20 protein-coding genes, 1 pseudogene and 1 riboswitch are annotated in these 21,411 nt (G+C 68.6%); of the genes and pseudogenes, 6 read left to right on the forward strand and 15 right to left on the reverse strand.

Translation table 11 applies throughout. The annotated features are described in order from the left end of the window. Positions 1 to 56 precede the first annotated feature (56 nt). From H8R18_RS05955 to H8R18_RS05970, 4 genes are all read left to right on the forward strand, one after another. On the forward strand, positions 57 to 1,082 hold the full coding sequence (locus H8R18_RS05955; protein WP_191071154.1) for a metal ABC transporter substrate-binding protein: 1,026 nt from the start codon (positions 57 to 59) through the stop codon (positions 1,080 to 1,082). Next, the gene (locus tag H8R18_RS05960; protein WP_191071155.1) at positions 1,064 to 1,849 is read left to right on the forward strand and encodes a metal ABC transporter ATP-binding protein; all 786 of its coding nucleotides are present in this window, start codon (positions 1,064 to 1,066) and stop codon (positions 1,847 to 1,849) included. The genes H8R18_RS05955 and H8R18_RS05960 overlap by 19 nt, the downstream gene beginning before the upstream one ends. 1 nt (position 1,850) lies before the next feature. Next, positions 1,851 to 2,732: a metal ABC transporter permease gene (locus tag H8R18_RS05965; RefSeq protein WP_420826890.1), complete on the forward strand. Its 882-nt coding sequence runs from the start codon at positions 1,851 to 1,853 to the stop codon at positions 2,730 to 2,732. Positions 2,733 to 2,815: 83 nt separating this feature from the next. Beyond that, complete coding sequence (locus tag H8R18_RS05970; RefSeq protein WP_194189196.1) at positions 2,816 to 3,220, forward strand: Fur family transcriptional regulator; 405 nt, start codon at positions 2,816 to 2,818, stop codon at positions 3,218 to 3,220. On the opposite strand, the gene H8R18_RS05975 is transcribed toward H8R18_RS05970, so the two are convergent. Together H8R18_RS05975 and recO are read right to left on the reverse strand one after the other, a co-directional pair. Continuing rightward, on the reverse strand, positions 3,217 to 4,005 hold the full coding sequence (locus H8R18_RS05975; protein WP_191071157.1) for an isoprenyl transferase: 789 nt from the start codon (positions 4,003 to 4,005) through the stop codon (positions 3,217 to 3,219). The two genes, H8R18_RS05970 and H8R18_RS05975, sit on opposite strands and share 4 nt — an antisense overlap. A 12-nt stretch (positions 4,006 to 4,017) precedes the next feature. Further along, entirely contained in the window at positions 4,018 to 4,752 is a 735-nt protein-coding gene (recO, locus tag H8R18_RS05980) for a DNA repair protein RecO (RefSeq protein WP_191071158.1), read from the reverse strand. A gap of 180 nt (positions 4,753 to 4,932) precedes the next feature. Here recO and H8R18_RS05985 point away from each other — a divergent pair, with 180 nt between their 5' ends. Then, positions 4,933 to 6,411, forward strand: a complete 1,479-nt coding sequence (locus H8R18_RS05985; protein ID WP_223875096.1) for a peptide MFS transporter — start codon at positions 4,933 to 4,935, stop codon at positions 6,409 to 6,411. Between the two features lie 66 nt (positions 6,412 to 6,477). Here H8R18_RS05985 and leuA read toward each other — a convergent pair whose 3' ends face one another. The 12 genes from leuA to ribD form a co-directional block, all read right to left on the reverse strand. Next, positions 6,478 to 8,235, reverse strand: a complete 1,758-nt coding sequence (leuA, locus tag H8R18_RS05990; protein ID WP_191071160.1) for a 2-isopropylmalate synthase — start codon at positions 8,233 to 8,235, stop codon at positions 6,478 to 6,480. Positions 8,236 to 8,440: 205 nt separating this feature from the next. Beyond that, a complete protein-coding gene (gene era, locus H8R18_RS05995) occupies positions 8,441 to 9,424 on the reverse strand; it encodes a GTPase Era (protein WP_227712771.1) in 984 nt (327 codons plus the stop codon). Then, the gene (locus H8R18_RS06000; protein WP_191071162.1) at positions 9,417 to 10,724 is read right to left on the reverse strand and encodes a hemolysin family protein; all 1,308 of its coding nucleotides are present in this window, start codon (positions 10,722 to 10,724) and stop codon (positions 9,417 to 9,419) included. Before H8R18_RS06000 ends, era begins: the two co-directional genes overlap by 8 nt. 2 nt (positions 10,725 to 10,726) lie before the next feature. Further along, entirely contained in the window at positions 10,727 to 11,179 is a 453-nt protein-coding gene (gene ybeY, locus H8R18_RS06005; protein ID WP_191071163.1) for an rRNA maturation RNase YbeY, read from the reverse strand. 9 nt (positions 11,180 to 11,188) lie between these two features. Then, positions 11,189 to 12,211, reverse strand: coding sequence for a PhoH family protein (locus tag H8R18_RS06010; RefSeq protein WP_191071164.1), 1,023 nt, complete (start codon positions 12,209 to 12,211; stop codon positions 11,189 to 11,191). Further along, on the reverse strand, positions 12,204 to 12,992 hold the full coding sequence (locus H8R18_RS06015; protein WP_191071165.1) for a 16S rRNA (uracil(1498)-N(3))-methyltransferase: 789 nt from the start codon (positions 12,990 to 12,992) through the stop codon (positions 12,204 to 12,206). The genes H8R18_RS06010 and H8R18_RS06015 overlap by 8 nt, the downstream gene beginning before the upstream one ends. Further along, positions 12,989 to 14,104, reverse strand: a complete 1,116-nt coding sequence (gene dnaJ, locus H8R18_RS06020) for a molecular chaperone DnaJ (RefSeq protein WP_191071166.1) — start codon at positions 14,102 to 14,104, stop codon at positions 12,989 to 12,991. Before dnaJ ends, H8R18_RS06015 begins: the two co-directional genes overlap by 4 nt. Positions 14,105 to 14,130: 26 nt before the next feature. Continuing rightward, on the reverse strand, positions 14,131 to 15,159 hold the full coding sequence (gene hrcA / locus H8R18_RS06025) for a heat-inducible transcriptional repressor HrcA (protein WP_191071167.1): 1,029 nt from the start codon (positions 15,157 to 15,159) through the stop codon (positions 14,131 to 14,133). 120 nt (positions 15,160 to 15,279) lie between these two features. After that, positions 15,280 to 15,762, reverse strand: coding sequence for a 6,7-dimethyl-8-ribityllumazine synthase (gene ribH / locus H8R18_RS06030; protein WP_191071168.1), 483 nt, complete (start codon positions 15,760 to 15,762; stop codon positions 15,280 to 15,282). 8 nt (positions 15,763 to 15,770) lie between these two features. Further along, positions 15,771 to 17,051, reverse strand: a complete 1,281-nt coding sequence (gene ribA, locus H8R18_RS06035) for a GTP cyclohydrolase II (RefSeq protein WP_227712772.1) — start codon at positions 17,049 to 17,051, stop codon at positions 15,771 to 15,773. Continuing rightward, a complete protein-coding gene (locus H8R18_RS06040) occupies positions 17,048 to 17,650 on the reverse strand; it encodes a riboflavin synthase (RefSeq protein WP_191071169.1) in 603 nt (200 codons plus the stop codon). The genes ribA and H8R18_RS06040 overlap by 4 nt, the downstream gene beginning before the upstream one ends. Next, positions 17,631 to 18,704, reverse strand: a complete 1,074-nt coding sequence (gene ribD, locus H8R18_RS06045; RefSeq protein ID WP_191071170.1) for a bifunctional diaminohydroxyphosphoribosylaminopyrimidine deaminase/5-amino-6-(5-phosphoribosylamino)uracil reductase RibD — start codon at positions 18,702 to 18,704, stop codon at positions 17,631 to 17,633. The genes H8R18_RS06040 and ribD overlap by 20 nt, the downstream gene beginning before the upstream one ends. A gap of 56 nt (positions 18,705 to 18,760) precedes the next feature. Beyond that, a riboswitch (FMN riboswitch) is annotated at positions 18,761 to 18,879 on the reverse strand. An 89-nt stretch (positions 18,880 to 18,968) separates the two neighbouring features. Here ribD and H8R18_RS06050 point away from each other — a divergent pair. Next, positions 18,969 to 19,825 (forward strand): annotated as a pseudogene (locus H8R18_RS06050) (DUF3097 family protein). A 75-nt stretch (positions 19,826 to 19,900) separates the two neighbouring features. Here H8R18_RS06050 and H8R18_RS06055 read toward each other — a convergent pair. Continuing rightward, a complete protein-coding gene (locus H8R18_RS06055; protein WP_191071172.1) occupies positions 19,901 to 21,394 on the reverse strand; it encodes a catalase in 1,494 nt (497 codons plus the stop codon). Between the last annotated feature and the right edge of the window lie 17 nt (positions 21,395 to 21,411).

Genomic DNA, 21,411 nt, shown 5'->3' on the forward strand with positions numbered 1-21,411 from the left:
ACACGAGTGCCTCGCTTGCCTTGGCGGCCTTATTAGGAATGGTTATAGTACGCCTTATGAAGTTCCGTTATTGCGCTTTTCCCGCCGCGCTCGCCACGGCGGCGCTCGCTCTCGTCGGCTGCTCGCAGGGCGCCGACTCCACCGCGAAGTCGACCTCGTCGGCGTCGTCCGGCGAGGTCTCCGTCGTCGCCTCCTTCTACCCTCTCGCCTATCTGGCCGAGCAGATCGGCGGCGACCACGTGTCGATCACCAACCTCACCCCCTCGGGCGAGGCTCACGACGCCGAGCTGTCGGCCTCCCAGGTCGACGACGTCGCCAACGCTGACGTCGTCATCTACGAGAAGGAGTTCCAACCCAGCGTGGACGAGGCCATTGAGCAGGCGAAACCCGCGCGCGTCGTCGACGTCGCCGACCACGTCGACCTCGTTCCCATCGAGCAGCACGAGTCCGGTGTCGATGAGGCCGACGGCGACGCCGATGAGCACGACGAGGCGGACCACGACCACGCCGATCACGATCACGGTGACCACGATCACGCGGGACATCACCACCACGGGTCGAAGGATCCCCACTTCTGGCTGGATCCCCACCTCTACGCCGACGCGATCGACCCCATCGTCGAGTCGCTCTCGCAGGCCGACAAGGCTCACGCCGCCGACTACAAGGCCAACGGCGAGAAGCTGCGCGAATCGCTGACGAAGCTCGACGACAAGTACGCGAAGACCCTGACCAACTGCCAGACCCCGACGATCGTCGTCGCCCACGAGGCCTACGGCTACATGGCCGATCAGTATCACTTCACCCAGGTCGGCGTCTCGGGGATCAACCCCGAGCAGGAGACCTCGGCGAAGCGCCTCGAGGCCGTGGCAAAGGTCGCTCAGGACAACCACGTCTCGGTCCTGTTCTCGGAATCGGCCCTCAACGCCAAGGACTCGCAGACGCTGGCGAAGCAGCTGGGGATCACGACGAAGGTTCTCGATCCGCTCGAGACGCAGACGGATTCGTCGAAGGACTACATTGCCGTTATGGAATCCAACCTCGCGAGCCTGTCTGAGGCCATGCAGTGCCAGCCGGCGAAGTGACGCCTGCCCTGGAGGTCGACGACCTCCACGTCACCCTCGGCTCGACCGCCATCTTGCACGGCGTGAGCCTGTGCGTTGACCACGGCGACACCGTCGCGCTCATGGGCGCCAACGGATCGGGGAAGTCGACGCTCGTCAAGGCGCTCGTCGGCATCAACCCGATCGAGTCGGGGCGGGTATCCTTCTTCGGCACGGATACGTCTGCTCGCGGCGCGCGCCGGGTCCTGCGCCGCATCGGCTACGTCCCCCAACGCATTCACGCGGGCGGGGGCGTGCCGTCGACGGCGATCGAGGTCGTGCGCGCGGGCCTGCTCGGCCCCGGCCGCCTGTTCGCGCGCACCAGCGACACCGCGAAGGCGCGCCGGGCGCTGGCCCGCGTCGGCCTGGAGAAGCGCGAAAACGATACCGTTCACACGTTTTCCGGCGGCCAGGCCCAACGCCTCCTCATCGCCCGCGCGCTCGTGCGCGAGCCCGAGATGCTCATTCTCGACGAGCCGCTGGCGGGCATCGATTCGTCCTCGAAAGATTCCCTCGCCCACACGATCGCGCAGATGAAGGCCGAGGGGGTGACGAGCCTCATCGTCCTCCACGAGACCGGTGCCCTGGACGATCTGCTCGACTACGCGATCACCCTCGACGGAGGCCGCGTCGTCTCGGTCGGGCCGCCGCACCCGCCCGAGCCCGGCCACGACCATCCCGATCACGACCACGTGCACCCGCACGCGAGCGCGACCGCACACCCGCGCACCCCCGACCTCAAGGACTAGTGTGACCGCCCTTTCCCCCCTGTTCGACCCCCAGCTGTGGGAGCGCATGCTCACCTCGCCGTTCATGGCGCGCTCGGTCATCGTCGCCGTCCTCGTCGGGGTGAGCGCCCCGATCATCGGCACCTACCTCGTGCAACGCCGCCTGTCGCTGCTCGGCGACGGGATCGGGCACGTGTCGCTGACCGGCGTCGCCCTGGGGTGGCTCATCGGCAGCTGGCTGGGCACCGCCGATCCCGGGGCGCTGGCCATCCCTGGAGCCATGGTGACCGCGGTGGCCGGGTCCATCATCATCGAGGTCGTGCGCCGGCGCGGCTCGGCGACGGGTGACCTCGCGCTCGCGCTGCTGTTTTACGGCGGGATCGCCGGCGGTGTCCTCCTCATGGGGCTCGCCGGCGGGTCGACGGGGAACCTCAATTCCTATCTGTTCGGCTCCATCGCCTCGGTGTCGTGGACGGACGTGTGGTGGACGATCGCGCTGGCCGTCGTCTTGTTGGGGGTCGGCATCGGCCTGCGACCGGCACTGTTTTCGCTCACCCATGACGAGGAATTCGCCACCGCCCAGGGGCTGCCCGTCGTGGCATTGACGATGCTCGTCGCCATCACGTCGGCGCTGACGGTGGCCACCGCGATGCGCGTTGTCGGGGTCCTCCTCGTCTCGGCGCTGATGATCGTCCCCGTCGCCGTCGCGCAGCTGTTCATGCCGTCGTTCCGCTCGACGATGCGCCTGGCCCAGGGCCTCGGGCTCGTCGTGTGCGTCCTCGGCCTCGTCCTGTCCTACATCTACCCCCTGTCCTCGGGCGCAACGATCGTCGTCATCCTCATCGTCATCTACTTCGTGGCCGCCGGGATTCAGCCCTCTTTCGCGCGTCTTCGTCGCCGCTAATCTGCGCGCACACGCAGACAGGAAGCGACACGGGCGCACTCGCGTGCGATAATTGCCGCGATCCCTGAGCAGAGAGGACCCCCATGGCAGCCAGCCGGAAGACCCGGCAACGCTCGGCAGTTGAGCGCCTTCTCAACGATTCGACGGAGTTCCTCTCGGCCCAGCACATCCATCACCGCCTCATTCACGAGGGCACGTCGATCGGGCTGGCCACGGTGTACCGCAACCTCACGGCGCTGGCCGATGCCCACCTCGTCGACGTCATCCACAATCAGGACGGCGAGGCCCTCTACCGCCGCTGCCAGCACCAGGAGTCCCCGCACTACCACCTCATCTGCCGCTCGTGCGGAATGACGCGTGACGTCGCCGATGAGGCGGTCGAGACTCAGCTGGAGCGGCTGTTTGCCGAACACGGATTCGCCGAGGCCGAGCACTCAGCCGACCTGTTCGGCCTGTGCACCTCCTGCGCCGACTCCGACGACAGCTAGGCGCCCTGCTGTCCCTCCACTGCGTCGACGGCCCCGCCGAACCGGCGCTGGCGTGACCCGTAGGCGGCGATGTCGCGCCACAGACAGGCGCGGTTGTAGTCGGGCCACGGCTCGGGAGCGAAGATGAGTTCGGCGTAGGCCGCCTGCCAGGGCAGATAATTCGAGGTCCGCTGCTCGCCCGACGTGCGCACCATGAGGTCGACGTCGGGCAGGTCGGGAACGTAGAGGTGGCGCTGTAGGCTCTTCTCCCCGATCCGCTCGGGTTTGATGGCACCGTCTGCCGCCTCGCGAGCGAGTGCGCGCGCCGCGTCGACGAGTTCGGCCCGCCCGCCGTAGTTGACGCACATGACCAGGTCGAGGGTCGTGTTTGCGCGGGTGCGTTCTTCCGCCTCGCGTAGTTCGGCGATCACCGAGCGCCACAGCCGCTGGGGACGTCCCGACCAGCGCACGCGCACGCCCCAGGCATCCAACTCGTCGCGGCGCCGGCGCAACACATCGCGCGAATACCCCATGAGGAAGCGGACCTCGGCGGGTGAGCGACGCCAGTTCTCGGTCGAAAACGCGTACACGCTCAGCGCCGTCACACCGGCCTCGATGGCCCCGGCGATCGTGTCCATGAGGGCGACCTCGCCGGCGAGATGCCCCTCGGTGCGTGGCAGACCCCGGGCGTTCGCCCAGCGACCGTTGCCGTCCATGATGAGGGCGACGTGGGCGGGCACCTTTCCCAACGGCGGGCACGTCGAGGTGCCGGCGCCGGGGCCGGGGACGTGTCGGTGCTGATCCATGCTGCCTCCTCGCTACGCGCCGCGCTCCCACACGGCGACGGACTTCAGTCGTCGCTCCAACTGCCACTGCGTCCACGTCGAGGCGAGCCGGGCACATCGGGCGATGAGCGCCTCGGAGGGAGTGCCGATCCCGGCCCAATCCCCGCGGGCGAGCAGAACCAGGAGGGCCAGGACGTCCGCGCGGATGCGCTGGGCCCCCAACCCCTGACACGACTCGCACAGCGCGCCGCCGCCCGAGAGCGAAAACGCGACGAGGCCCTCGCCGCGCCCGCACGTCGCGCAGTGATCGAGGGCCGGTGCCCACCCGGCGATCGCCAGCACGCGCAGCAGGTAAGACGACAGGAGGATCCGCGGATCGCTGACGCGGCGATCGAGCGCGCCCAGGGCTCCATACAGCAGGCGATAGTGAGCCGCCGTGTCGGGATCCTCCCCCGTCAGCCGCTGCGCGGTCTCGGCCATGACCGTCCCGGCCGTGTAGGACTCGTAGTCGGCGGCCAGGCGCATCCCCAGGGGTGCGACGGTCTCAACCTGGGTCAACGTGTCGAGGCTGCGGCCGCGATGGGCCTGAAAGTCGATGACCGACAGGGCCTCCAGGCGCGAGCCGAACCGCGACGTCGTGCGTCGCACGCCCTTGGCGACGGCGTGGACCTGGCCGTGCTCGAGGCTGAGCACGACGACGACCCGGTCGGCTTCGCCGATCGGATAGGTCCGCAAGACGACGCCGCGGTCTCGGTAGGTTCGCACCACGCCCCCATTATGTCCCGCCCCACTCACACCGGCAGGGCTGGCCGACGCGTGTCACGATGCAGTCTATTTCTCGATACCGACATATATGGGTGTAGCCTGTGAGAACGTTTTACCGGCCCGGGCGTCACCGCGCCCCTACCGCTCGGCGCGATCCGCGCGCCTCAACTGATGGGATCATCCATGTCCTCACAGACAAGAAATACGGATACCGCGTTCTTTGGTCACCCGATTGGCCTCATGACGCTCTTTACGACGGAGCTGTGGGAGCGCTTCAGCTATTACGGCATGCGCGCCATCCTCCTGTACTTCCTTACCGACACCTACCTCAACGGTGGTCTCGCCATTGACGAGCCGACGGGTAAGGCTGTCGTCGCCACCTATTCGTCGTCGGTGTTCCTGACCTCGGTGATTGGCGGATGGATCTCCGACCGCCTGTTTGGGCCCCGCAAGGCGGCTCTGTATGGCGGGATCATCATCATCCTCGGTCACCTGTGCCTGGCGCTGCCACTCGGCGCCACCGCCTACCTCGGCATCATCTTCGTCGCCGTGGGCTCGGGCGTGTTCAAGCCGAACCCGACGGTGATGCTCGGTGAGCTATATTCGCGCACGGACTCCCGCCGCGACTCGGGCTTCTCGATCTTCTACCTCGGCATCAACCTGGGGTCGTTCTTCTCCCCGCTCGTCGTCGGTCTCGCGCGGTCGTGGGGCGGCTACCACGCCGGTTTCGCCGTCGCCGCGGTCGGCATGGCCGTCGCACTGGCGTTCTACGTCCACGGTCGCAAGCACCTCGACGAGACCGCGGACGAGGTGCCCGACCCCATTTCGCCGCAGGAACGCACGGCGCTGCTGTCCAAGCTCGGCATCGTCATCGGCCTCCTCGTCATCTTGTGGGTCCTCGTCAAGGTCCTCATGCACGACTCGGTGCTGCTGACGACGGTGACGACGCTGAACTTCCTTGCCCTGGCGATGCCGGTCGTCTACTTCGCCGTCATGCTCCGCTCGCCGAAGGTCACCAAGCCGGAGCGCTCGCGCCTGCTCGCCTTCATCCCCCTCTTCATCGCAGCGGCGCTGTTCTGGATGGTGTTTGAGCAGGCCGCCTCGTCGATGTCGGCCTTCGCCGAGAACTCGACCGATCTGCACGTCGGCTCGCTGACGATCAACCCCGAGTGGTTCCAGTCGGTCAACCCGCTGGGCATCATCATCCTGTCGGGCGTATTCGCCGCGATGTGGCAAAAGCTCGGCTCGCGTCCGAGCACGCCGACGAAGTTTGCGATCGGGCTCGGGTTGGCCTCGGCCTCGTTCATCTTCCTCGGCCTCATGGCGAAGGCCTACGAGGGGGGGCTGGCCCCCGTGTGGATCCTCACGCTCACCTACGTCATCCAAACGGTCGGCGAGCTGTGCCTGTCCCCCGTCGGTCTCGCCGCAGCCTCGCTGCTGGCCCCGCAGGCGTTCAAGTCGCAGGGCATGGCGCTGTGGCTGCTGGCGTCGGCGTTCGGCCAGTCGATCGCCTCGCTCATCTTCGCCAACATGCAGCACCTGTCGCAGGCCAACGAGTTCTTGCTGTTCGCCGCGATTGCCGGTGCGTTCACGCTCATCCTCGTCTGCCTGATCCCGTGGATCAACCGCAGGATTGCCGAGGGCTTCGCCGCCGAGGCGTAGTCGACGCGCATAGAGCGGTGGCCCCCAGCACCTGGTGCTGGGGGCCACCGCTGTATCTCGCCAGGTCTAGCGCAGCGCCCTGTTGACGGCCGAGATGACGGCCCGATAGGTCGCGCGAGTGATCGACGGGTCGACGCCGACGCCCCACAGCACCTGATCGGCGACCTCGACCTCGACGTAGGCGGCGGCGCGCGCGTCGCGGCCGGCCTCCATCGCGTGCTCGGCGTAGTCGAGGACGTGAGCGTCGATACCGATGGTGCCCAGCGCCGAGATGAACGCGTCGATGGGGCCGTTGCCCACGCCGCTCAGCGTCGTCTTCGCGCCGTTGTCCATGAGGTCGATCGTCACCGTCACGGTGCCGTCCTCGCTCAGGGATTCCGCCCGCGAGTCCAGCAGGGTGAAACGTCCCCACGGGGCGAGGCCCGAGGCGGGCGGGGCAGGCAGGTACTCGTCGGTGAAGATCTCGAGCAGGCGATCGGAGGCGACCTCGCCACCCGTGCCGTCCGTGTGGCGCTGGATGAGGCGCGAGAATTCGGCCTGGAGGCGGCGCGGCAACTCGAAGGAGTGGTCGCGGCTCATGAGGTAGGCGATCCCGCCCTTGCCCGATTGCGAGTTCACGCGCACGACGGCCTCGTACGTGCGGCCAATATCGTGGGGATCGATCGCCAGGTAGGGCAGGTCCCACACGACGGTCGTCTCGTCGCCGCCGGCCGCGGCCACCTTGGCCGCGCGCGCCTGGAACCCCTTCTTGATCGCGTCTTGGTGCGAACCCGAGAACGACGTGTAGACGAGGTCGCCCACGTAGGGGTGGCGCACGGGGGTGTCCATCTGGGTGCAGTACTCGACGACGTCGCGGATCCCGTCGACGTCGGAGAGGTCGAGCATGGGGTCGATGCCTTGCGAATACAGGTTCATCGCGAGCACGAGCAGGTCGACGTTGCCCGTGCGCTCCCCCTGCCCGAGCAGGCACCCCTCGACCCGGTCGACGCCGGCCTTCATCGCCAGCTCGGCGGCGGCGATGCCGGTTCCGCGGTCGTTGTGCGGGTGCGCCGAAAGAACGACGTGGTCGCGGTGCGAGAGGTGGTCGCTCATCCACTCGATCAAGTCGGCATAGGAGTTCGGCGTGTAGCGCTCCACCGTCGCCGGCAGGTTGAGGATGATCTCGCGATCGTCGTCGGGCTGCCACAGCTCCATGACGTTCTCGCACACCTCGAGGGCGAAGTCGCGCTCGGTGTCGGTGAAGATCTCGGGCGAATACTGCAACCCAAAAACCTGATCGTCGCCGAGGATCTTCTCGGCCTGCACCATCACCTCGGTAACGCCGGCGCGGGCCAGCTCGACCGTCGCCGCCTTGTCGTTGTGGAAGACGACCTCGCGGAACACCGGCGAGGTGGCGTTGTAGATGTGGACGTTCGCCCAGGGGAAGCCCTTGATGGCCTCGACGGTGCGGGCGATGAGGTCGGGGCGGGCCTGGGTGAGCACCGAGACGCACACGTCGTCGGGCACGGCGTCGTCCTCGACGAGGGAGCGCACGAAGTCGAAGTCGGTCTGCGAGGCGGCGGGAAAGCCGATCTCAATTTCCTTGATGCCGATGGCGACGAGGAGGTCGAACATCTTGCGCTTGCGCACGGGATCCATCGGCTCGATGAGGGCCTGGTTGCCGTCGCGCAGATCGGTCGACAGCCATCGCGGCGCGCGCGTGACGTTGACACTGGGCCACGTGCGCTCGGGATAGTCGAACGTCATGGTTTCCCAGTAGGGACGGTATTTCTTAACCGGCATCGCCGAGGGCTGCTGTACGGGAGCTTTCCCGGTGGTTCGCATGGGGTGTCCTTTTGTCGAGAGAACGTGTGGAGCGGTCGGGGACGACAAACTCCGCGACGAGGCTCGACCTAACGCAGGACCCCGCCGCGGCGTGTTAGCTCCACCCGAACGACTGGCATGGTGCTCACGCTAGCACTCGGGCACGCCCCTGCGTGAGGTGCTTCACCACGTGGACGGGCGCATCGGCGAGTGCTCGTCCTGCGGGTCAGAAGCCGAGCTTGCCCAGCAGCTTCGGGTCGCGCTGCCAGTTCTTCGCCGTGCGCACGTGCAGGTCGAGGACGACCGGGCGCTCGAGGAGGCGCTTGGCTGCCTTCGTGGCGCGCTCGCGAATCTGGGCGATCTGGCGCCCGCCCTTGCCGATGACGATGCCCTTTTGCGAGTCGCGTTCGACGAAGATGTTGACGATGACGCGCAGGGGAACGGGTGCGGTGCCCTCGCGCTGGGCGGGCGTGCGCGGGGGCAGCTCGAGTATCTCCTCCACCTGAACGGCGATCGAGTGAGGCAGCTCCTCGCGCGCGCCATGCAGCGCGGCCTCGCGCACGTATTCGGCGATCATCGTCTCGTCGGACTGATCCGAGAGCATCTCGGGCGGATACAGCGGCGGCGAGGGCGGCATGGCGTCGAAGAGGACGTCGACGAGGTCGTTCGTGTCGTTGGCGCGCGCCGAGACGGGAATGATCGCGGCGAAATCGGCGAGCTGGGAGGCCCCAAGCAGAGCCTCGGCCAACTGCTGCTGGCCGACGAGATCGGCCTTGGTGACGACGGCGAAGACCGGGGCCGACAGGCCCTTCAGTTCCTGGGCAATGTAGCGGTCACCGGGGCCGATCTTCTGGTCGGCAGGCAGGCAAAAGACGACGGCGTCGACGTCGACGAGCACCTCGCGCGCCATGTCGTTGAGCCGCTTGCCCAGCAGGGTGCGTGGGCGGTGCAGCCCCGGGGTGTCGACGATGACGAGCTGGCCCTCGTCCCGGCTGATGACCCCGCGCGCGTTGTGGCGCGTCGTCTCGGGACGCATCGACGTGATGGCGATCTTGCGGCCGACGAGGACGTTCGTCAGCGTCGACTTGCCGACGTTGGGGCGTCCGACGATGGCGACGAAGCCCGCGCGGTACCCCTCGGGCACGGCCACGGGGTCGATGGGCGCGGCGGCACCCGACATCAAGTCCTCGTCCGAGGGAAAATCACTCACGCGCATCTCCTTCACTCTCACCCGCTCGCGAAGCAACGATAGCCGACACCTGGCGCCGGCGGCCCTCCTGCGGCCCTGCCCGCAGGATCAGTCCCCAGGTCTCGGCCTCGTCGCCCTCGAGCGGAACGCTTCCCAGGGCCTTCTGCAACAGCCCGCCGACGGTGTCGACATCGTCCTCGGCGATCTCGATGTCGAAGAGTTCACCCAGGTCGTCGATGCTCATGCGCGCCGGCAGCGACCAGCAATCGGGTCCGAGCTGCTCGATGGTGACCTCGGGTTTGTCGTGTTCGTCGGTGACCTCGCCAACGAGTTCCTCGATGAGGTCTTCGATCGTCACCAGCCCGACGGTGCCGCCCCACTCGTCGAAGACAATCGCCAGGTGTGTCTCGCCCGAGCGCATCTGGCGGAGCAGGTCGTCGACGCGCATCGTCTCGGGAACGAAGTGGGCCTCGCGCATGAGCTCATGAACCGGGCGATCGAGGACATCCGGGCGATTGATGAGGCGGTGGACAAGGTCCTTGAGGTAGACGACGCCGCGCACGTCGTCGGTGTCTTCGCCGGTCACGGGAATGCGGGAGAACCCCGATTGCGATAGCAGCTCGAGCGCTCGCCGGCCCGTCGTGTCCTTGTCGAGGGTGACCATGTCCGTACGCGGGACGATGACCTCGCGCACGAGGGTGATACCCATTTCGAAGACCGACCGCAGCATCTCGCGGTCCTCTTCCTCGATCTCCAGCTGGTCGCTCTCCCCCAGGTCGTCAACCATCTCGCGGAAATCCGCGACCATCTCGTGGCGCGCCTCGGCATCGGTGACGGCGGGCGGGGGCACGAGCGCCGCCAGCGCCCGATTGAGCGGGCGCCCGAGGATGGCGATGCGCAGGGGAATGAGGACGAGCGGGCTCAACCACAGCGCGCACGTCTCGGGGCGGGTGCGCCCGATCTGGGGGGCGACCATGGCGTCGACAAACAGCATGAGGACGCCCGCGACGGCGACGACGGCGAGGAGCACCGTCCACCATAGCGGCCACCACGAGGCGAACGCGATCGTCAGGCACGCGACGGCGAGGATCTGGCAGCCGAGCTGGACGGCGCGCGTCGTCAGCAGGCTGCGCCGCGGGTGACGCAGCAGGTAGGCGACGGAATCGGCGTTGCGCCGTCCGTCCTCGACGAGGTCCTCGGCGCGCGCGTGGGACAGCTCGGACAGGGCGACCTGCGCGCAGATGAAGACGCCGGCGCCGATGATGAGGACGACCGCGCAGGCGATGAGGCTGAATGCCGGCGCCGAGACCACCCCGCTCACCGCTACCTCGACGACAGGAACGTCAGCAGCAGGCGACGTTGCAGGTCGAACATCTCGCGTTCTTCCGCCCGCTCGGCGTGGTCGTATCCCAGCAGGTGCAGGATCCCGTGGACGAAGAGGAGGAGCATCTCCTCGACGGCCGAGTGCCCCTGCTTAGCCGCTTGTTCGGCGGCAACCTGCGGGCAAATGACGATGTCGCCGAGCATGCCGGGAGGCGTCGGCTTGTCGGGGGTTCCCGGGCGCAGTTGATCCATGGGGAAGCTCATGACGTCGGTCGGCCCCGGCAGGTCGAGCCACTGAACGTGCAGGGTCTCCATCGCGTCCGGGTCGACGAAGACGAGGGAGAGCTCGGCACCGGGCGAGACGTGCATGGCGCGCAGCACCCAGGCCGCCAGGTCGACGAACTCGGTCTCGTCGACCTCGACATCGGTTTCGTTACACACTTCCGTGGACATGCGTTCTCCTTACCTGGCTCGCCCGCGCGTGACCCGGCGGTGAGCTTGCAGCCGCGCCTGGCGCGCGTCGGCGGCGTCGTAGGCATCGATAATGCGTCCGACGAGTTCGTTCCTCACGACGTCGGCCGAGGTCAAGTAGACGAAGGCGATGCCCTCCACGCCGTCGAGAATCCGACGCACGTGGGTGAGGCCCGACGTGCGCCCTGCCGGCAGGTCGATCTGGGAGATGTCGCCCGTGACGACCATCGTCGAGCGGAAGCCCAACCGGGTGAGGAACATCTTCATCTGTTGGCTCGTCGTGTTTTGGGCCTCGTCGAGGACGATGAAGGCATCGTTGAGGGTGCGCCCGCGCATGTAGGCCAGCGGGGCGACCTCGATCGCGCCGGCGTCGATGAGCTGGGTGAGCTCGGCCGGATCGATCATGTCGCGCAGAGCGTCGTAGAGGGGCCGCAGGTAGGGATCGATCTTGTCGGTCAGCGACCCGGGCAAAAAGCCAAGGTTTTCGCCGGCCTCGACCGCGGGCCGGGTGAGGATGATTCGCTTGACCTCGCCCGACATGAGGGCGCCAACGGCCTTGGCCATCGCCAGATAGGTCTTGCCGGTGCCCGCCGGGCCGATGCCGAAGATGACGTCGTAAGAGGCGATCGCGTCGACGTAGTCCTTCTGGCCCTGGGTCTTGGCTCGAATGATGCCGTCGCGTGCGCGCAAGACCTCCCATTCGCTCAGCCCCGCCACGGGCCCCTCGCGCCCGCTCGCCGCGGAATTGACCAGCGAGGCCGCGTGGGCGACAGTTTCGGGCGTCAGCGGGTCGCCGCGTCCGGCCTCGGCGATCATCTCGGCGACGAGATCGCTTGCCACCGCCTGCAATAGGGGCGGGCCGGCCAGCATGATCTGGTTCGACCGCGCCCACACCTCGATGCCCGGCAGGTTGTCCTCGAGGGCACGCAGGCTCGCGTCCCCGATCCCGCACACCCCCACCGGGTCGACGCCCTCGGGAATGGGGATCGTCGTGATCGCGCTCGAATTACTCATGTGTCCCTTCCGCCGTGTCCCAGCGTCCCACGTGGGCGGCGATGACGGACAGGGCGGCGACGCCGGCCGTTGACGTGCGCATGACCGTCGGCCCCATCCGGATCGGCTGGGCTCCCGCCTCGCACAGCGTGGTGATTTCGTCCTCGGTGATGCCGCCCTCGGGGCCGACGATGACCCAGTAGCCGGGGGCTGCCTCGGCCTCGGCGAGGATGCTCGGCAGCGACTGGGTGGCGACCTCGTGGGCGACGAACACGACCTCGCCGCGCTCGCGCGCCGCGCGGACGGCCGCGACGAGATCTCCCGTGCTCACCAGCGCCTCGAGGTCGGGGCGACGCGCACGCCGGGATTGCTCGCAGGCGCTGAGCACGGTCGAGAACCACCGCTGCGATTTGACGGCGTCGGCCTTCTTCCACGTGACGATGCAGCGCCGTGCCGTCCACGGATAGATGGCATCGACGCCGATCTCGCACGCGGATTCGACGGCCTGCTGGTCGCGCTTGTTCTTCGCCAGCGCCTGGACGAGGACGAGGCGCGGGCTGGGCGCGGGCTCGCGCACCACGGCGGTCGCGCGTGCCCGGTACGTCGGCCCGTCGATCTCGATGACGTCGACGCTCACGCGCAGCCCCGCGCCGTCGACGAGGTCGAGCTGCTCGCCCACGCGCAGCCGGCGCGAGACGACGGCGTGGCGGGCGACGTTGCCCGAAACGCGGCAGACGTCGCCGGGAGCCAACGCGCTCAGGGGCGGATCGGCGAGTCCGACGGTATAGACGGGTCGGGTCATGCGCGCCCCGCGAACTTGTTGCGCAACCGGCTAAAGACGCCGTCGCCCTCGTCGGAGCGCTTGGGTTCGACGCGTTCATCGCCGCGCGAGCGAGCAAATTCCTCGATGAGGCCGCGCTGGTTCGCGTCGAGGTTGCGCGGGACGACGACCTCGACGCGAATGCGCAGGTCGCCACGGCTGTCGCGGTGGAGCACGCCGACGCCGAGGCCGCGCAGGGTGATGACGTCGCCGGGCTGGGTGCCGGCAGGAATGCTCACCTCGCGCACACCGTCGAACGTGTCGAGGGTGAACGTCTCGCCGAGCACCGCGGCCGTCATCGGCACGCGCACCGTCGTCACAAGGTCATCGCCCGAACGCTGGAAGACCGGATGCGCCTTGACGTGAACCTCGATGTAGAGGTCACCCGCGGGGCCACCGCCGGGACCGGCTTCGCCCTCGCCGCTCATGCGCAGGCGCACGCCCTCCTTGATGCCGGCGGGCACGCGAATGTCCTTCTTCACGTGGGTACGCACGCGCCCCTCGCCGCCACACTCGGCGCACGGGTCGGGGATGATCGTGCCGTGTCCGGCGCACGCCGTGCACGGCACCGTCGTGATGGTCTGGCCAAAGAACGAGCGCGCCATGCGCTGAACCGAGCCGCGCCCGCCGCACGCGTCGCACGTGCGCGGCGAGGTTCCCGGGGTGCAGCAGCTGCCGTGACACGTCGGGCAGGTGACGGCGGTCGCGATCGACAGGGTCTTCGTGCACCCGGCGACGACCTCGTCGAGGCTCACCGTCAGTGACGTCAGCGTGTCGGGGCCGGGCCGCCCGCGCGGCACCGGGCCGGTCTGGGTGGCACCGCCGAAGAACGTCTCGAAGATGTCGGAGAAGCCCCCGAAGTCTCCCATTCCCGCGCCGCCGAACCCCGCGGTGTCGCCGCCCATGTCGTAGCGGCGGCGCTTCTCAGGATCCGACAGCGTCTGATAGGCGGCCGTGACCTCCTTAAACGCATCCTCGGAATCGGCCCCGGCGACGTCGGGGTGCAGCTTGCGGGCGAGCTTGCGATAGGCCTTCTTGATCTCGTCGTCGGAGGCATCGCGGCTAACGCCCAAAACCTCGTAGTAGTCACTCACGAAATGTCGACTCCACTCTCATTCGATCAGCGGGACAGGAAGTGGGACAGATACCGGGCCACTGCCCCCACCGTGGTCATTGCGGTCGGATAGTCCATGCGCGTCGGCCCGATGACGCCCAGGTGCGACTGGCCCTCGCCGTCGCTGCCGTAAGTGCCCGCGACGAGCGCCGTCTCGGTGAGCGCCGTGTGCTGGGTCTCGGTGCCGATCGTCACCGAGACGCCCTCGGTGGCCCCCTCGGTCGCCTCGGCGAACAGTCGCAGGAGGGCGACCTGCTCTTCCAGCGCGTCGAGGACGGGGCCGATCGGGGTGGAAAAGTAGTGTCCGGCGCGCACGAGATTCGCCGTGCCCGCCATGACGATGCGGGTATCGGCGTCGTCGGTGAGGACCTCGGTGACGAGGCGAACGACGTCGTCGGCGACGCGGCGCTGGGCCTGCCCCATCGTGAGGTGAGCAAAGCTCAGCCCCGCGAGGTGTGCGGGCGCGACCCCCGTCACCGCCGAGTTGATGGCGACGCTGAGGTTCGTCACGTCGGCGTCGGTGAGCGGCTCGGACACCTCGAGCGTGCGCTGTTCGACCTTGCCGGAGTTCGTGATGATGACGACGAGCAGTCGGGTCGGGTTGAGCGGGACGAGCTCGAGGTGGCGCACCCCGGAGCGCTGATAGGTCGGGTATTGGACGAGGGCGACCTGGTGGGTCAGCTGGGCGAGCAGGCGCACCGTGCGGTCGATGAGGTCGTCGATGTCGACGGCGTTGGCGAGAAAGGACTCGATCGCCGCGCGCTCGGGCGCCGACAGGGGCTTGAGCCGGGCGATCTGGTCGACGAAGGCGCGATACCCCTTCTCGGTGGGCACCCGCCCGGCCGAGGTGTGGGGCTGGTAAATGTAGCCCTCGTCCTCCAGCGCCGACATGTCGTTGCGCACCGTCGCCGGGGAGACATCGAGGTGGTGCTTATCCACCAGGGCCTTCGACCCGACGGGTTCACCCGAGTGGACGTAGTCGGCGACGATCGCGCGCAGCACGATGTCGCGGCGTTCTTGCGTTGAGCGCGCCACGCTCCACCCCCTCTCGGTCACCTAGTCGCCGAGTCGATAGCACTCGCCTTCCGCGACTGCTAAGTCTAGCCGTCCCGGCCGCTACTGGCGAGATGACGCCAAAATGGGTGAGGCGGGCCACTACCGCGCAGCCAGGCCGGCGCGCAGCGCGAGCATGTCGAGCGCGGCGCAGGCGGCCTCGAACCCCTTGTCTTCGTTCGAGTCCTCGAGTCCGGCGCGATCGAGCGCCTGGGCGTCGTCGTCACAGGTGAGGACGCCGAAGCCGACCGGCGTCGAGTGCGCGAGCGAGACGTCGGTGAGGCCGCGCGTGGCCGCCTCGCAGACGTAATCGAAGTGAGGTGTACCCCCGCGGATGACGACGCCGAGGGCGACGACGGCGTCCGCGCCCGCGTCGATCGCGTACGTCGCCCCCAGGGCCAGCTCGAAGGTGCCGGGTACGCGCACGGTGCGCACGGTGACGCCGGCGGCCTCAAGGGCTCGGCGGGCGCCGGCGATGAGGCCGGACATGACCTGGTCGTGCCACGTTGCCGCGACGATGGTCACGGTCGTGTCCTTGCCAAGGTCGGTGGGGATGGCGGGTGCGGGTGCGCCGGTTCCGGACATGGTGTCTCCTAGTGGGTCTCGCAGGCGTCGAGGTGATGGAACGTGTGTCCCAGGGCCGCCTTCGTGCGCAGGTAATCGATGTTGTGGGGGTCGAGGCCGACCTCGAGGGGCACGGCCTCGACGACGTCGACGAGGCTCGGATCTAGCCGAACCTTGTCGGGGTTGTTCGTCAGCAGGCGCACGCGCGTGATGCCCAAATGCGCGAGAATCGCCGCGCCCGCGCCGTATTCGCGCAGGTCGACGGCCCAGCCGAGTTCGAGATTGGCCTGGGCCGTGTCGAGGCCGGAATCTTGGAGGTGGTAGGCGCGGATCTTCTCGCCCAGCCCGATCCCACGGCCCTCGTGACCGCGCAGGTAGACGAGCGCCCCGCCCTCGACAGCGATCTGCTCGAGGGCGGCATCGAGCTGCGGGCCGCAGTCGCAGCGCAGCGACCCGAAGGCCTCCCCCGTCAGGCACTCGGAGTGAATGCGCGCGAGCGCCACCTCGGCGGGCGCGCTCGGCGTGTCAGGGGTCAGCGCGATGTGTTCGGCACCCGTGCGCAAGTCGCGGAACGAGTGGATGATGAAGTCACCGTGACGCGTCGGCAGCTTGGCGGTGGCGATGAGAGCCACGCGCTCACCGTCCTTGCTCGGCGCGGGCGTCGCGCTCGGTTGTGCCTCGCCGGCGTCCTCGGCCTCGAGCCACGAGCGCAGCTCCTTGACGGTGAGCAGGTACAGGCCGCACTTTCGTGCCATGTCCTGGGCGTCGTCGTAGCGCACCATGTCGCCGTCGTCGTGGACGAGCTCTCCAATGACCCCGACGGGTTCCATGCCGGCCAACCGCAACAGGTCGACCGTCGCCTCGGTGTGCCCGCCGCGCTCGCGCACTCCGCCCGGTCGCGCCCGCAGCGGCAGGATGTGACCGGGGCGGATGAGGTCGCCCGGCGCCGAGTGCGGGTCGGCGAGGACACGCAGGGTTCGCGCGCGATCCCCGGCCGAGATTCCCGTCGTCACGCCGCGCGCGGCGTCGCAGCTGATCGTGTAGCACGTGTGCTTGGGGTCCTCGGTGTCGGGGACCATCTCGGGCAGCTTGAGGGCGTCGGCGCGCTCGAGCGGCATCGGCGCGCACAGATAGCCCGACGTGTGGCGCACCATCCACGCGACCCATCGCGTCGACGCCGTCTCGGCCGCCATGATGGCGTCGACCTCGTTTTCGCGCTCGCGAGAGTCGGCGACGAGGACGGGCTTGCCCGCGCGCAGATCCGCGATGACGGCGTCCATCGCCTCGGTGAGGCTCTCGGGTGCGCTCACTGCTCGGTCTCCTTCGGTGCTCGGGTGAGCCGCTCGGCGTAGCGGGCCATGACATCGGTTTCCAGGTTGACGCGGGTGCCCACTCCGATCTCGCCGAGGGTCGTCGCCTCAAGGGTCGTCGGAATGAGCGACACGGTGAATCCGTTATCGGTGACCGCGCTGACCGTCAGGGACACCCCGTCGATCGCGATCGACCCCTTGTAGGCGATGTAGCGGGCAACGTCGACGTCGCAGGTGATGTCGACCTCGTCCCAGCGCGGACCCGGGCGGCACGCGGTGACGACGCCGATGCCGTCGACGTGGCCTTGGACGAGGTGGCCGCCCAGACGCCCGTTGGCGGCGAGGGCGCGCTCGAGGTTGACCCGGGTGCCCTCGGGCAGGCTCGCCAGCGTCGTAACCGCGAGGGTCTCGGGCATGACGTCGGCGGTGAAGGTCTGCGCCGTGTGCGAGGTGACGCTCAGGCACACCCCCGCCGTGGACACCGAGTCGCCCTCGGCGAGGTCGGCGGCGAAGGGGGCCTCGATCGTCACGACGGCTGCCCCCTCGACGCTGACGCGTCGACAAAGTCGCCCGGTGGCTTCAACGAGTCCGGTAAACATCACGTGCCTCCTGACTAATCGCGTAGATGTCGAGGTGGTCGGCCCCGACGGGCCGGGAGTTGACGAGGCGAATCGGTAGCGCGTCAGCGAGCGTCGCGATGCCCAGGGGCGCGATGGCGCGTCGGCCCTGCCCCAACAGGATCGGGGCACGGTAGACGTGCCACTCGTCAACGACGCCCGCACGCAGTGCCGCGCTAACGAGGGTGGGGCCGCCCTCGATGAGGACGCGACGGATCCCGCGCTCGCCCAGCCGCTCGAGCAGGCCGGCCAGGTCATGATCGCGCACGTGCTCGACGCCGGCGGCGCGCAGGTGAGAGTCCTCGGGGAGGTCCCGGCTGCCGACGACAATGCGCACCGGCTGGTGGGCGAGGGCCGTCCCGGAGCGATCACGCGCGCTCAGGCGAGGGTTATCGGCCAGTGCCGTTCCCGTGCCGACAACGATCGCGTCGACGCCGGCGCGGATCTCGTGGCCGCACGCGCGCGCCTCGGGGGACGTGATCCACTGCGACGTGCCGTCGGCCGCGGCGACGATACCGTCGGTACTCATCGCTGTCTTGGCGATGACCCACGGGCGCCCTCGGGCAACGGCGTGACACCAGGCGGCGTTGAGATCGCGCGCGCGATCAATGAGCGCCGGGGCGATCCCGGCCTGCCGGGCATCGATCGCCTCGATCCCGTGACCGCGCAGCCACGCTGCCCCGCCGGCGGCCTCGGCGTTGGGATCGGGCAGGGCGTAGATGACGCGGGCGACGCCGGCCTCGGCGAGGGCGCGCGAACACGGCCCCGTCCGCCCGGTGTGGTTGCACGGCTCCAGCGTGACGACGGCGCACGACCCGCGAGCGCCACCACGCGGCAGCTGGGAGAGGGCGTCGACCTCAGCGTGTGCCGTGCCCGCGCCGCGGTGGTAGCCGACGGCGAGGATCTCGCCGCTCGGGCTGAGTAGCGTGCAGCCGACCCGCGGATTTCCCCCGGCGAGCGGACCGCGCCTCGCCGCATCGAGGGCACGTTCGAGGGCAGCGTCGAGCGCCTGCGGCTCCTGCGGTGGCCTCGCCATGATCCCCCTCGCTCTGATACGCACACCGGGGTCCACGCGTCGTCAGTGCACGGCACTGACTGCTCCTCCCATCCGGACTTTCACCGTCGGTTCCGGACTTCCACCGGATCAGCCGCCGAAGCGGGTCGCGGACTTTTACCGCCGGTTCGGACTTACACCGACCCCGGAGCACTACTGTGTCGGTGCCAGTATGCCACGCCGCTGCGGGACGCGCCCGCGGGCGGGCTCTACGATGGCTGCGTGAGAGATCGTTATGGACCCGACGTGCTAGCCTCGGACTTTCGCCGCTCCCACCTGAAACCGATTACGCAGGTTGAGGCGCGGCCCGGCGTCGTCGTCGAGGACCCGACGACGGGCTTCGTCGGCGCCGTGCTGCGGGTCTACAAATCGGGCGGCGCCATCGTCGTCGACCTGGAGGATCGCCTGGGCCGGGTCCGCGCGTTCCCGCTTGGGCCCGGGTTCTGGATCGACGGCAAGCCTGTCGAACTCGTGCGTCCTCGCGCCGTGCAAGCGCGTTCGGGGCCGCCGAGCGCGACGTCTCGAGAGCTCACCAACTCGGGATCGCGCCGCGTCGCCGACGCCCCCGCCAGAGTTGCCCGAGCCTCGCGCCTGTGGGTCGAGGGACGCCACGACGCCGAACTCGTCGAACACGTGTGGGGCGACGACCTGCGCGTCGCCGGCGTCGTCGTCGAGCTGCTCCACGGTGCCGACAACCTCGAGGCCGTCCTCGCCGACTTCTCCCCGACTCCCGATCGGCGCGCCGGCATCCTCCTCGACCACCTCGTCACGGGATCGAAAGAGACGCGACTGGCCGAGGCCCTGCGGCGGCGCTGGGGCGAGGACGCCCTGCTGATCTCGGGCCACCCCTTCGTCGACATCTGGCAGGCCATCGCCCCCGAGCGCGTCGGGCTGGCGGCCTGGCCCGACATTCCCCGCGGCACCGACATCAAGATTGGCACCCTATGCCACCTCGGGTGGCCCCACGCCGACCACGCGGACGTCGCAGCCGGGTGGCAGCGAATCCTGCGGCGCGCGTGCGCGACTGGCGCGATCTCTCCCCCGCGCTGCTTGGCCGCGTGGAAGAACTCATCGACTTCGTCACGGCACCGGGCACCCGCTGACGACGATGGGGAGCGACCCCGTGCGGAGCCGCTCCCCATCCCGCCGCGATATCGCCCGCGGATGCGCGCTAGCGCTTAGGCGTCACCACCGGCGCGCACGGCATCTTCGATGCGCTGGCCCGTCTCGGCGTCGACGTTCTTCCAGTACTCGAAGGCGCGCTCGAGCACGTCGCCGTGAACTCCGGCGAGCAGGTGGCGCGCAACCGTCGCCACGAATTCGTCGCGCTCGGCATCACTCATGACGTCGCGAACCAGGATGCCCGCCTGGGTGAAGTCGTCATCCATGTCGGACTGAATCGGCTGCCAGTCGCGGACCAACTCGGGATCATCCAGGCCCCACGTCTCCTCGGCGGAAGCCGGGGCATCGGCGTAGCCGCGACCCGTCGTGTTCGGCGCGTGGACGCACTGATCGTCGTTGTGGGTGTAGGCCATCGGCCCATCCTGCTGGTACGTATTCACCGGCACCCGCGCGGCGTTGACCGGCAGCTGCTGGTAGTTCGCACCGATGCGGTGGCGCTGGGTGTCGGCGTAGGAGAACACGCGCCCCAGCAGCATCTTGTCCGGGCTCAGCCCGATGCCGGGAACGAGGTTCGACGGGGCGAACGCCGCCTGCTCGACCTCGGCAAAGAAGTTATCGGGAATGCGGTTCAGCGTCATCCGGCCGACCTCGATGCGCGGGTAATCGGCCAGCGGCACCGTCTTCGTCACATCGAAGATGTTGATCTTGTAGTTCTTCGCATCCTCGTACGGGATCACCTGGACGTAGAGCGTCCACGACGGGAACTCGCCGCGCTCGATCGCCTCATAGAGGTCCGCGCGGTGGGCGTCGGGCTGGCTGCCCGCCAGCTTCTCGGCCTCGGCGTCCGTCAGGCCCTCAACGCCCTGATCCGAAATGAACGCGTACTTGACCCAGAAACGCTCCCCGGCCTCATTGACCCACATGTACGTGTGCGAGCCGTAACCGTTCATATGACGGTAGGTCTTGGGAATCCCGCGCATGCCCATGAGGTAGGTAACCTGGTGGGCCGACTCGGGCGAGGACGTCCAGAAATCCCACTGCATGTGGTGGTCGCGCAGGCCCGTGGCACCGCGACGCTTCTGCGAGTGGATGAAGTGCGGGAACCGCATGGCGTCGCGGATGAAGAAGATCGGCGTGTTGTTGCCGACGAGGTCGTAGTTGCCCTCACTGGTGTAGAACTTCAGCGCAAACCCGCGCGGATCGCGCCACGTGTCGGGCGAGCCCTGCTCACCGGCGACCGTCGAGAAGCGGGCAAACATCGGCGTCGTCACACCCTTGCGGAACAGCGCCGCCTTCGTGTAGGCCGAGACGTCCGCCGTGCACTCGAACTCACCAAACGCGCCCGCGCCCTTGGCGTGGACGACGCGCTCGGGCACGCGCTCGCGGTCGAAGTGCGCCATGGTCTCGACGAAGGTGACGTCGTGCAGCATCGTCGGGCCGTTCGCGCCGGCGGTGAGCGAGTGGCGCTCGGACGTCGCCGGCGCACCGTTCATGAGGGTCGAGGCGGCCGCGTCCGTGCGACCCGAGTTGTCGGGGTGACGATCGATCATATGGATCCTCCCAAAAG

This window comes from Nanchangia anserum (assembly GCF_015240065.1).
In the GTDB taxonomy this organism is placed as follows: Bacteria; Actinomycetota; Actinomycetes; order Actinomycetales; family Actinomycetaceae; genus Nanchangia; species Nanchangia anserum.

Bases quoted from the DNA above. Each gene is read 5' to 3' on its own strand.
- H8R18_RS05975 (WP_191071157.1), bottom strand. From the start codon at position 4,005: ATGGATCAGCACCGACACGTCCCCGGCCCCGGCGCCGGCACCTCGACG.
- ribD (WP_191071170.1), bottom strand. From the start codon at position 18,704: ATGGCGAGGCCACCGCAGGAGCCGCAGGCGCTCGACGCTGCCCTCGAA.
- H8R18_RS06055 (WP_191071172.1), bottom strand. From the start codon at position 21,394: ATGATCGATCGTCACCCCGACAACTCGGGTCGCACGGACGCGGCCGCC.
- ribH (WP_191071168.1), bottom strand. From the start codon at position 15,762: ATGTCCGGAACCGGCGCACCCGCACCCGCCATCCCCACCGACCTTGGC.
- H8R18_RS05970 (WP_194189196.1), top strand. From the start codon at position 2,816: ATGGCAGCCAGCCGGAAGACCCGGCAACGCTCGGCAGTTGAGCGCCTT.
- leuA (WP_191071160.1), bottom strand. From the start codon at position 8,235: ATGCGAACCACCGGGAAAGCTCCCGTACAGCAGCCCTCGGCGATGCCG.
- ybeY (WP_191071163.1), bottom strand. From the start codon at position 11,179: ATGTCCACGGAAGTGTGTAACGAAACCGATGTCGAGGTCGACGAGACC.
- H8R18_RS06010 (WP_191071164.1), bottom strand. From the start codon at position 12,211: ATGAGTAATTCGAGCGCGATCACGACGATCCCCATTCCCGAGGGCGTC.
- H8R18_RS05955 (WP_191071154.1), top strand. From the start codon at position 57: ATGAAGTTCCGTTATTGCGCTTTTCCCGCCGCGCTCGCCACGGCGGCG.
- H8R18_RS06040 (WP_191071169.1), bottom strand. From the start codon at position 17,650: ATGTTTACCGGACTCGTTGAAGCCACCGGGCGACTTTGTCGACGCGTC.
- H8R18_RS05985 (WP_223875096.1), top strand. From the start codon at position 4,933: ATGTCCTCACAGACAAGAAATACGGATACCGCGTTCTTTGGTCACCCG.
- H8R18_RS06015 (WP_191071165.1), bottom strand. From the start codon at position 12,992: ATGACCCGACCCGTCTATACCGTCGGACTCGCCGATCCGCCCCTGAGC.